Genomic DNA, 10,744 nt, shown 5'->3' with positions numbered 1-10,744 from the left:
TTGGGCTTACGCATGGAAGACTAAACGGGACTTGGCATAGAAGGAGGGGAAATAGCAATGGCATACCAAAAGTTGGGTCGTGACTCTAGCGCGCGTAAAGCTTTGTTCCGCGACATGGTTACTGACTTGTTCTTATATGAGCGCATCCAAACAACTGAAGCGAAAGCGAAAGAAGTTCGTTCCATCGCTGAGAAGTTGATCACGTTGGCGAAGCGCGGTGACTTGCATGCTCGCCGTCAGGTGGCAGCATTCGTTCGTCGCGAAACGTTGAACGGTGAACAAGATGCAATCCAAAAGCTGTTCTCGGAGCTTGCACCACGTTACGCAGAGCGTCCAGGTGGCTACACACGTATCATGAAACTGGGACCACGCCGTGGCGACTCCGCGCCTATGGTTTATTTGGAACTGGTTGACCGCGTGTAATTGCGGTTGCAGAATACGTTCAATACGTCGTGTAACAGCGTCGTAAAAAGAAGGCTCCCATGAGGAGCTTTTCTTTTTAACTGTGTTAGGATTGGAGCCAACTTCTGTTGGCTTCCTGTCTTGACTCTTGCAATGATTCCACTTATGAATTTATGTGCTATATATTTCATGTGGTGAATGAATGCAAGAATACGCAATGCAGCGGCTGTCTTTATGCGAATAGAGATAGTGGCGACTGCCTGTTCACAGAGCAGTGAATGAAAGGAGTCTTCATGCGTAACGTAGGAATGCTTGTAAGTTACGATGGAACAGCTTACAGCGGTTTTCAGATACAGCCGAATGAAGACACGATACAGGGTCGTATTGAGCAAGCTATCAAGATGCTGACGAATGAATCCATAAGCATTCATGCTTCGGGTCGGACAGATGCAGGGGTGCATGCTTACGGCCAAGTATTTCACTTCATGACCGAATCGGCGATTCCGATTGACCGGTGGACGATTGCGATCAATTCGCGTTTGCCGGATGACATTGTCATCCGTGAGACGTGGGAGGCGCCATTGTCATTCCATTCTCGTTACTCGTCGAAGCGGAAGACATACCGCTACTCCATCATTGCAGAGCGGAAGCCGGATGTATTCCGGAGGTTAACCGAGTTCTTTTACCCGAAGCCTCTGGATGTCCGTGCAATGCAAGAAGCCATTACTCATATAATAGGGGAACATGACTTTACTTCGTTTACTTCTCCGAAGTCGACGAAGGTGAGTAATGTCCGTACGATCTATGACGCCCACATCGAATATGAACCGAGCGTAACGGGGGAAGAAGGCCGCGGTCGCATTCATATCGTAGTGACAGGCAATGGTTTCTTATACAATATGGTTCGCATCATTGCAGGCACACTGATACGGGTGGGCCAGGGTAAGCTTGCACCGCATGACATCCCACGCATCTTGGAAGCGAAGAATCGACAAGTGGCAGGTCCATTGGCGGTTCCGCATGGATTGATGCTGTGGAGCGTGGAATACGGTGGCGAAGAGCGACTTGAGTCCATAAACAACGTATCCGAGTGAATCGAAATATTTTCTTGCAATATGCCCTAATCTATTGTAAAATAACATTTGTGTTTCTTTAGGCTTTCCCACAGCCCCCCAAAGAAATCACACTGCAGATTGCAGTTCATGAATGAAAATCAACGATTGAATGAATATACACAAGCTAGACAGGAACGAATGTTATTAAGGAGGATATTTCATGCGTACCACTTACATGGCGAAGCCAGCTGACGTTGAGCGCAAATGGTTCATTATCGACGCTGAAGGCAAGACACTTGGCCGCTTGGCGAGCGAAGCAGCTGCACTTATTCGCGGCAAACACAAACCAACTTTCACGCCACATGTTGACGGCGGTGATTTCGTTGTTATCATCAACGCTGAGAAAATCGTGTTGACAGGTAAGAAATTGACTGACAAGAAATACTATCGTCACTCCCACTATCCAGGCGGTTTGAAAGTGACATCTGCACAAGAAATGTTGAACAACAAGCCAGAGCGTATGATCGAACTTGCTGTTCAAGGGATGTTGCCTAAGACTCGCATGGGTAACAAAATGAAGCTTCGCGTTAAAGCATATGCAGGCGCTGAGCATCCACATCAAGCACAACAACCTGAAGTTTACGAACTTCGCGGATAATAAATAAAGGGAGGACAGTTTCATGGCACAAGTACAATACTATGGGACAGGTCGTCGTAAGCATTCCGTAGCGCGTGTTCGCCTTGTACCAGGCGAAGGCCGCATCGTGATCAACAAACGTGACCTTAATGAATACTTTGGTTTGGAAACATTGAAGCTTATCGTGAAGCAACCATTGAACCTTACAGAAACACTCGGTAAATACGACGTGTTGGTATTGGCTCATGGCGGCGGTATCTCCGGTCAAGCAGGCGCAATCCGTCACGGCATTTCCCGTGCATTGCTCAAGGCTGACCCTGAGCTTCGTCCAGCTTTGAAAAAAGCAGGATTCTTGACTCGCGACCCTCGTATGAAAGAGCGTAAGAAATACGGTCTTAAAGCAGCTCGTCGCGCACCTCAGTTCTCCAAACGTTAAGATTGGATTACCGAACATACAGCCCTTTCTTGGCCCTTGGCCAAGGAGGGCTTTTTTGTATGTTAAGACCTGCTCTGGAATCTGCATACACTCCACATTTCCCGCACCTAGGACATTTAGCCGGAATAGGCTGTAATCATATGTCTATCTCTTTGTAAATTTCGAATTGACAAAGCAAAGAAACGATCTATAATTATTAATTATACAAAACATACCAAAATACTAGGAATAAAAGGTGAGTATGTGGAGGATGCAAAAATGAATTTATTGGAGAAAGAGGCTCTTGTTCATGAGAAGGCGGAGCAATATGAGCAGTCCAATCCGGAAGAGGTAATCGCTTGGGCTGTTAAGGCATTCCCGAATATTACGTTTGCTTGTAGCTTTGGAGCGGAGGATGTTGTGCTTGTAGACATGCTGCAGCGGATCAGTCCTTCGACCGATATTTTTTACCTGGATACGGATTTTCACTTTCAAGAAACATACGAGACGAGAGATCGCATTACGGAGCGTTATAGTTTAAACTTTGTACGCGTCACCCCGCAACTTACCCCTGAAGAGCAATCCGAGACATACGGTGATGAATTGTGGCTTAGTAATCCCAACCAATGCTGCAATCTTCGTAAAGTCGAACCACTCACTGGCATTCTAAGCAAATATGATGCATGGATTACCGGCATTCGAAGAGATCAAGCCCCAACACGAGCCAATACACGAAAAGTAGAATACGACCCGAAATTCGGCCTCATCAAATTCAATCCATTAGCTGCTTGGACATCAGAAGATGTATGGAACTATATCCGTACAAACGATATCATTTATAACCCCCTGCATGACCAAGGATATCCCAGTATAGGATGCTCCTATTGTACGCGCGCCGTTCAAGCAGGTGAAGATCCAAGGGCTGGACGTTGGTCAGGATCAGCGAAAATAGAATGTGGGCTTCACAAGTAATAAGTGCGTGGGTACCATTTGATTTGCTAATAAAGAATGGTACTATTGCCACATGCAGAGGAGAGGTGCTAAGAAGATGTCAACAATTGAGCCTCACGGAGGTACACTGATCAATCGATTGGTTCCAGAAGACGAGAAGGAGCTGAAGCGTAATGTGGCGGCAGCCCTGCCGCGCATATCGCTCGATGCACGTACATTATCGGATATCGAAATGATAGGGGGAGGTGCTTTTTCCCCCCTTGAAGGCTTTATGAATGAAGATGACTACAAAAGTGTTGTAGATCAGATGAGATTGGCGAATGGAACGGTATGGAGCTTACCTATTACACTGGCAGTCTCGGATGAAGTAGCTAAGAAGCTCAGCATAGGAAGCCCAGCTGCGCTTGTTGGGGAAGGAGACGGGGAGCTGTATGGCATTATCGAAATAGAGAGCATATATCAGGCTGATTTGCTGCATGAAGCAGAACAAGTGTACAGAACGATGGATACAGCACATCCTGGGGTGGAGAAGCTGCTGAAGCGTCCTTCTACATATGTGGGAGGCAAAGTATCTGTATTGAAGCGCAGACAGCCGGAGCAATTTTCCCAATATTATTTTGATCCCGTGGAGACGCGGCAATTGTTTGCGGACAGAGGCTGGAGAACTGTTGTTGGTTTCCAAACACGAAATCCGGTGCATCGTGCTCATGAGTACATCCAGAAGAGTGCGATGGAGATTGTAGATGCTCTATTTCTAAATCCGCTTGTAGGGGAAACAAAGTCTGATGACGTCCCAGCTGATGTGCGCATGCGCAGCTATGAAGCGCTACTGGCGAATTATTACCCAGAGAATCGCGTGTTTCTTGGGGTATTCCCAGCTGCGATGCGTTATGCAGGACCAAGAGAAGCTGTATTTCATGCCATTGTGAGAAAAAATTACGGCTGCACCCACTTCATTGTTGGCCGAGACCATGCAGGTGTGGGCGATTATTATGGCACGTATGACGCCCAGCATATCTTCAGCTCCTTCGAACCCGAAGAATTGGGGATTCAGCCGTTATTCTTCGAGCACAGCTTCTACTGTAAGACATGTGGAGGTATGGCCTCCAGCAAGACCTGTCCTCATGATGCAACCCATCATTTGACCCTATCCGGAACGAAGGTGCGTGCGCTATTGCGTGACGGTACATGTCCACCTCCAGAATTCTCAAGACCTGAGGTGGCACGCATTCTGATCGAAGGCATGGCACACTCAACAACTGCCCAAAAGTAATTGAATATAGAGGAACCTGTGGATCGTTAACGTATATTTGTCCACCTCGTCCCATATAGATGATTAGAAGTCTTTATGGAGCGGAGGTGGGCTTTTTTGTGAAAAAGGTAAGTTGGGAACAAAGCCGTCAGAAGCGAAGACATACGTCAATCTTATGGATACCACTGCGAAATGTCCGTCGCTGGTTAATAAGTTTATGCTTGCTGCTTCTAGTCGTTGTTGTGATGACGATGGAGATGCCGGTATCGAAGACATGGACCTATTGGTCCATTCCTCTATCGGGCAGAGTGATTGCTATCGACGCAGGGCATGGTGGAGTAGATGGAGGGGCTGTTGGTCGCGAGGGGTTATTAGAGAAGGACATTAACCTAACGATTGCACTACTTCTTCGTGATTACTTGCAGCAAGCTGGGGCTATTGTGGTCATGACCCGGGAAGGGGACTATGATTTGGCGGATAAGGATACGAAGGGATACTCCCGCAGGAAGGCAGAGGACTTGAAGAAGCGTGTTGGTTATATCGAGGAGAAGAAAGCGGATGTTGTCATTAGCTTGCATATGAACAGCGTACCATCTTCTCGCTGGAGTGGAGCACAGGCTTTCTATACGAATCTCCATCCGGATAATGAACAGCTTGCGAAGTGGATTCAAGCTGAAATTCGTACGAATCTGGCCAATACGGATCGGGAGGCCAAGCCTATAGATCGTAAGCTCTATTTTATGGATCATATTTCGATCCCAGCTGTGTTGGTGGAGTCAGGCTTCTTATCCAACCCAGAAGAGTCACGGAGTCTGGCGAATGAAGAATATCAGCGGAAGCTAGCTGCATCGATCTACAAGGGAATTCTGCGATACATTGCAGGAGAAAAAACTGGAAAATGATGACCTTATGCTATAATAGAAACGGTTACATAGTGACCGATCTGAACTTCATAGGAGACGAGGTGCCATCATGACGACGAAAGAAGAAGTGCTGCAAGCACTGCAGGGCTTGCAGGAACCAGTGTCGGGACAAGACATGACAAGCCTTCATTGGATTCGCGATATGATGATTAAGGAAGATGAAGTGAAGCTGACGGCAATCGTAGCGCCACAAGCAGCAGATGCAGCCGCTAGAGAGGCGCTAGTCGGACAGATTAAGGAGCGTCTAGCAGCAATTGAGCTGCACAATGTATATGTTCGTACTCGCATCGCATCTGAAGCTGAGCTGAGTGCAGCTGGAATAGCGGTACAAAGCGTGCAATCAACAACCGATCATGCGGGTAATGGCCGTGATTCCCAAGAGGGGAGTGCTCCTCGTGGACACGGTGCTGGATTAGAACAGCATCCTATCTTGGATCCGGCATCTGGAGTGAAATTTATCGCAATTGCCAGCGGCAAAGGTGGAGTTGGCAAATCGACAGTGACCGTGAACCTTGCGGTTGCGCTCGCTCGTCTCGGCAAACGTGTTGGCCTAATAGATGCAGACATATATGGATTCAGTGTACCTGACATGATGGGGATTGAAGACCGCCCCGTCGTTGTAGACAACTATATCATTCCACAGGAGCGCTTCGGAGTGAAGGTGATGTCCATGGGTTTCTTCGTAGAGGACAATAGTCCGGTCGTATGGCGCGGTCCAATGCTTGGCAAGATGCTGCGGAATTTCTTCCAAGAAGTGCAGTGGGGGGAGCTTGATTACATGCTTCTTGACTTGCCTCCAGGTACGGGGGATGTAGCCTTGGATATTCACCAAATGATACCGCATAGCCAAGAGATCATCGTAACGACACCACATGCGACAGCTGCCTTCGTTGCGGCTCGAGCAGGCACAATGGCCATTCATACGAAGCATGAGATTATCGGTATCGTCGAAAATATGTCCTATCTGGAATGCGGTTCTTGTGGCGAGAAGCAATATGTATTTGGACGAGGGGGCGGTGCTAAGCTGGCAGATGAGCTTCATGTTGACCTGCTTGCGCAGCTTCCGCTCGGCGCTCCAGACAATCATCCTGCAGAACCGGATTATGCTCCTTCTGTATATAAGGCAGATTCGTCAATTGGCAAGCAATTCGATGAGTTGGCGGCTGCCGTTGATGCGAAGCTGCAAGTTGTGCAGGCCTAACAATGTCGGAGAGGCCTCATCATGAGTGCCTCTCCATAATTGAGGAATAGAGGGGAAAGAGTGGGCTCCTAGCCTTCTCCGCTACCACCTTCTTCTTCCGATCCACCTTCACTCTCACCGCCTTGCTTTTCCTTTTCCCCACCTTTTTTCTTTCCTTCCTTTTCTTTTTCTTTTTCCTTCGGCTGCAATTCTTCTTTAACGACCTTCCCTAATAAGTCCATGATTTCAAGCTTAAATATAGGGCTATTCAAAGCATCCTTCATTACAGTCTGTAGCTGTTTGCGATACTCTGGTGTCTTCATCATATCCAAATAAGACTTCATCATGTCTGGAGATTTAACAATGTCACCAAAGTCCTTCTGATACTCTGGGTCTTTCATTAAAGTCTTCAGGATTTGTTTGTTTTCCTTGCTTACCGCCTTGGCGAATTCCCCGGCAAACTTCGGATCTTTCATTACTTTATCGAGGACTTTCTCATAATCGGGTGATACAAGTGTATCCTTAACTGCCGTCCGGATCTGCTCCTGCTGCTGCATATTTAATGATTGGGCTTGCATGCCGCCTCCGCCAGATGGACCGGATTGGATCGCCTTCTGCGCTTCCTCTGTCTTTAAAATATCGACAACCATCGTTTTAACTTCTTTATAATCGAGATTACTGCTTTGTGTGGGCTGCTCCATGCCGCAAGAGGTCAACAGCACGATTACGACGAAACTGACGATCGCAAGTTTGCCCAGTGGTGCCTTCATAACAGCTTCGCTCCCTTCTGTCCATGTCCTCACGCGTAGTATGTGGAGGAAATTATGAATTATGTTTGACAATGATAGTTTTTTGCTGAGAACATTGGTAAAATAATGAACATTGCGGAGGTGGAGCACCATGAATTTGAAAAAATGGTCTTATTTATTTTGGACGACTACGTGTATTGGTGGGGCAATCAGTCTCGTCATTGGCCTCGCATTACAGGTATTTCAAGGGGAAATGGGCAATTTTAGAGGGCCAGTGGATATTTTGCTTAATGTGCTTCAGTTAATCTTGAGCGGATGTATGATCAGCGTCTATTCGCAGATGGGATTCTTCGCATATCTGACGTTGAACTATATTGCTATTGGCTTGTTCAAGAAGGGATGGCCGTATGTTCAGGTATTATTGACCGTGATTGCACTACTCGATCTAATGTTCCTGCGCATGCTTCTGGGAAACAGGCCAGAAGGAGTGCGTGGAGGGGGCTACGAGGATATCGTGCTGGGTTTAGTTGTCCTAGTGCTTGCTGTAGCTGTTTCTTATTGGAAAGTAAAGGCGACAAATGCGAAGGCTCTTATTCCTACCTTATTCTTCATGATTGCAATCACCACAGTGGAGACACTGTCGGCACTTAACATTGGAAATATGGCTACCTGGTTCGTATACATACCGCTCGCAATATGCAATGCGTATCAAATCTTGATGCTGCATCGATTGGTGGGCACAGCAAAAAGCTGACGGAAATCCGTCAGCTTTTTTGTATACCTTTACATCCGTTACATGCCTACTGCATTTTGCAAATGTTCCATCATCGTTGCTTGATCCTGAATCGTTTTGCTCTTCATTTCCGTTTGTTGAATCAGCTCAGAGACCGTAACGAACTCAAATCCCTTTGCGGACAATTGATCCAGAATGGTCGGCAAGGCGAGATGGGTTTGCTTGCATGAATCACTAGCGTGCATGAGAATAATGTCTCCAGGATGTGCTTTACTAACGACGCGGTTCACGATCGTTTCAACCCCGGGATTTTTCCAATCCAATGAGTCGGTATCCCATTGTATGACCTTGTAATTCAGACTGTTAGCAATTTGCAGGACGCGCTTGTCAAAGTCACCGTTCGGCATACGAATCAGATTTGGCGCTTTCCCTGTAACTTCAGATAGAATGTTGTGGGCCGCCTGAATCTGCTTACGTATCTCTTCATCGCTCATGCTGCTGTAATTGTCATGCTTGTGGCCGTGACTTCCAATTTCGTAGCCAGCAGCCTCAATTTTCTTCACGAGGTCACTATGCGTCTTGCTCCAAGGAGAGGAGAGGAAGAACGTTGCTTTTTTTACACCCTTCTCCTGCAAAATCTGCAAAATTGGCTCAACTCGTGTATCCCCCCAGCTAATATCGAACGTGAGGGCAAGCATCTTTTTATCAGTTGGGACGCTGTAGATAGCGGAAGGGCTGCTGCCTTCTGAAAATACGGTAATATTGTCGCTCTCTACGTAAACGACGCCAGCGGCGAATAGCATTGCAATTGCAAGTACAAATACACGCTTTATTTTCTTGCCGCTAAATACATAAAAGTAATTATTCATACCAAGGCTGCTCCTCTCGTAACGTTTTGAATGGGGCGAATTAGGGTGGTACGTTGCTGCCTAATACTAATGCCCGTCGACAAGCTGCAGCTTGTCATGCTTGTTTACTACACTGTATGCTGAGTGTATGGAATTATGTCTGCAAGTCAGTCTGAAAGGAGGAGTGTACAATATGCTTCGATTCTCATCGTGGTGGAATACGCTGAAGCAGTTGCGTTGGTATCTCATTGCCGCTGTGTTGCTGTTTGCTGTAGGGTATGTGCTTGGCAATCAGTGGAGCGGGTTTGAGGGCTTCATCATGGAACAGCTCAAGGGGATTCAAGGTATGCGGGATCAATTAATGCAATCTGATAATCAAGAATTGTCTTTCTTCGTATTTATTTTCTATAACAATGCGATTAAGGCTGTCATGATCATGTTTGCTGGGATCGTATTAGGGATCGTACCAGCGGGGTTCCTTATTATTAATGGAATGGTGATCGGATTGCTGCTGCGAATTATGGAATCGCAGGGTCTTGATTTAGCAAGCACGATTATTAAGGGTATACTTCCGCATGGAATACTTGAAATTCCTGCAATTCTAATTGCCGGTGCTTATGGAATGAGATTTGGTATCTTAATCTTGCAGCGATTCTTCAGCAGACGTATACGCGCTGAGGGGCCAACGATTATGGATTGGATAAAGCAGACTGGAGCAGGGGCGGTATGGGTAACCGCAATGCTGCTAGTTGCCGCTATTATTGAGAGTACCGTAACTTTCTGGTTGATGAATGGTTAACTAGATAAACGAATCCGCGCCTCCCTGTGATAAAACAGCTCAAAAATGAGCATAACAGTAAAGCGGCACCATACTTTCTGTAATTGAACAGAAGCGGGTGCGAGTTACTTCCCTATAAGCAGACACTATAGAGTGTTAAGCAGTGGGGAAGTAAGCGTTATGTTCGAAGACAGGGGTATTGTCGTCAAGGGAGGATGCGGACAGTTATGCTAGGATTTTTGTTCAATGAGAGAGAATGTAAAGAATTGAGCTATATGCTGCGCAAGGAATTGGATGAGATGCTATTTGATTTAAGCGATAAGCGATTAGAGGCAGAAATACGGGATGCGATATCGAAGCGATACCGTACCGTATTTCGCATGTACGCGCGAATTGCATCACCTAAAGAACTGTCCAAGTATGCTAGAAATCATCGGAATGTTACTATGTAATAAAAAAGTTTAAAAAAAGTGTTGACGTGTTTTCGAATATATGATAAATTATTTTTCGTTCCCTTCTGAACGACTTCGACATGAAGCGAGCGGGAACAACAATCATAACGAACGGTTGAAAAAAACATTATAAAAAAGTGTTGACAACAACTGAACGAAATGATAAGATATAAAAGTCGCCGCTGACAAAGCGGTGAGAAAAAGAAAGTAACTGAGAGATTGGTTACTGACTGAGATTGTTCTTTGAAAACTGAACAACGAGCAACGTTTGTGAATGAGGTAGCAATACCTCGTCAAAAGATATGAGCAGTTCAAACTTAACTTTAACGGAGAGTTTGATCCTGGCTCAGGACGAACGCTGGCGGCGTG

Annotated in this window: 13 protein-coding genes; 11 read left to right on the top strand and 2 right to left on the bottom strand. The window is 46.3% G+C overall.

The window, feature by feature from the left end; translation table 11 throughout:
• Positions 1-57: 57 nt before the first annotated feature.
• From rplQ to salA, 8 genes are all read left to right on the top strand, one after another.
• A complete protein-coding gene (gene rplQ, locus ABN764_RS28330; protein WP_021252438.1) occupies positions 58-423 on the top strand; it encodes a 50S ribosomal protein L17 in 366 nt (121 codons plus the stop codon).
• A gap of 272 nt (positions 424-695) precedes the next feature.
• Positions 696-1,496, top strand: coding sequence for a tRNA pseudouridine(38-40) synthase TruA (truA, locus tag ABN764_RS28325; protein WP_142546712.1), 801 nt, complete (start codon positions 696-698; stop codon positions 1,494-1,496).
• A 181-nt stretch (positions 1,497-1,677) separates the two neighbouring features.
• Positions 1,678-2,115: a 50S ribosomal protein L13 gene (gene rplM / locus ABN764_RS28320; RefSeq protein ID WP_005544500.1), complete on the top strand. Its 438-nt coding sequence runs from the start codon at positions 1,678-1,680 to the stop codon at positions 2,113-2,115.
• Between the two features lie 22 nt (positions 2,116-2,137).
• Complete coding sequence (gene rpsI, locus ABN764_RS28315; protein WP_005544499.1) at positions 2,138-2,530, top strand: 30S ribosomal protein S9; 393 nt, start codon at positions 2,138-2,140, stop codon at positions 2,528-2,530.
• 258 nt (positions 2,531-2,788) lie between these two features.
• The gene (locus ABN764_RS28310) at positions 2,789-3,481 is read left to right on the top strand and encodes a phosphoadenylyl-sulfate reductase (RefSeq protein WP_268627099.1); all 693 of its coding nucleotides are present in this window, start codon (positions 2,789-2,791) and stop codon (positions 3,479-3,481) included.
• Between the two features lie 76 nt (positions 3,482-3,557).
• On the top strand, positions 3,558-4,733 hold the full coding sequence (gene sat / locus ABN764_RS28305) for a sulfate adenylyltransferase (protein WP_446673786.1): 1,176 nt from the start codon (positions 3,558-3,560) through the stop codon (positions 4,731-4,733).
• Positions 4,734-4,831: 98 nt separating this feature from the next.
• Positions 4,832-5,614 carry an N-acetylmuramoyl-L-alanine amidase CwlD gene (gene cwlD / locus ABN764_RS28300; protein WP_446673785.1) on the top strand — a complete coding sequence of 261 codons (783 nt, stop codon included), beginning with the start codon at positions 4,832-4,834 and terminating at the stop codon, positions 5,612-5,614.
• 70 nt (positions 5,615-5,684) lie between these two features.
• The gene (gene salA, locus ABN764_RS28295) at positions 5,685-6,836 is read left to right on the top strand and encodes an iron-sulfur carrier protein/transcriptional regulator SalA (protein ID WP_446673784.1); all 1,152 of its coding nucleotides are present in this window, start codon (positions 5,685-5,687) and stop codon (positions 6,834-6,836) included.
• A gap of 68 nt (positions 6,837-6,904) precedes the next feature.
• Here salA and gerD read toward each other — a convergent pair whose 3' ends face one another.
• Positions 6,905-7,585, bottom strand: a complete 681-nt coding sequence (gene gerD, locus ABN764_RS28290) for a spore germination lipoprotein GerD (protein ID WP_021256083.1) — start codon at positions 7,583-7,585, stop codon at positions 6,905-6,907.
• A 130-nt stretch (positions 7,586-7,715) separates the two neighbouring features.
• Here gerD and ABN764_RS28285 point away from each other — a divergent pair, with 130 nt between their 5' ends.
• On the top strand, positions 7,716-8,318 hold the full coding sequence (locus tag ABN764_RS28285) for a KinB-signaling pathway activation protein (RefSeq protein ID WP_174807337.1): 603 nt from the start codon (positions 7,716-7,718) through the stop codon (positions 8,316-8,318).
• A 38-nt stretch (positions 8,319-8,356) separates the two neighbouring features.
• On the opposite strand, the gene pdaB is transcribed toward ABN764_RS28285, so the two are convergent.
• Positions 8,357-9,166 (bottom strand): polysaccharide deacetylase family sporulation protein PdaB, encoded by an 810-nt coding sequence (gene pdaB, locus ABN764_RS28280; protein WP_268627104.1) that lies wholly within the window; start codon positions 9,164-9,166, stop codon positions 8,357-8,359.
• 172 nt (positions 9,167-9,338) lie between these two features.
• On the opposite strand from pdaB, the gene ABN764_RS28275 reads away from it, so the two are divergent.
• Together ABN764_RS28275 and ABN764_RS28270 are read left to right on the top strand one after the other, a co-directional pair.
• Complete coding sequence (locus ABN764_RS28275; protein WP_174811565.1) at positions 9,339-9,944, top strand: stage II sporulation protein M; 606 nt, start codon at positions 9,339-9,341, stop codon at positions 9,942-9,944.
• 206 nt (positions 9,945-10,150) lie between these two features.
• Positions 10,151-10,375: a hypothetical protein gene (locus ABN764_RS28270; RefSeq protein ID WP_021256087.1), complete on the top strand. Its 225-nt coding sequence runs from the start codon at positions 10,151-10,153 to the stop codon at positions 10,373-10,375.
• Positions 10,376-10,744 lie beyond the last annotated feature (369 nt).

The organism is Paenibacillus wuxiensis, assembly GCF_040195695.1.
Classification (GTDB): Bacteria; Bacillota; Bacilli; order Paenibacillales; family Paenibacillaceae; genus Paenibacillus_B; species Paenibacillus_B suaedae.
The sequence above is the reverse complement of the archived record's forward strand: the minus strand, read 5'-3'. Positions and strand labels throughout refer to the sequence as shown.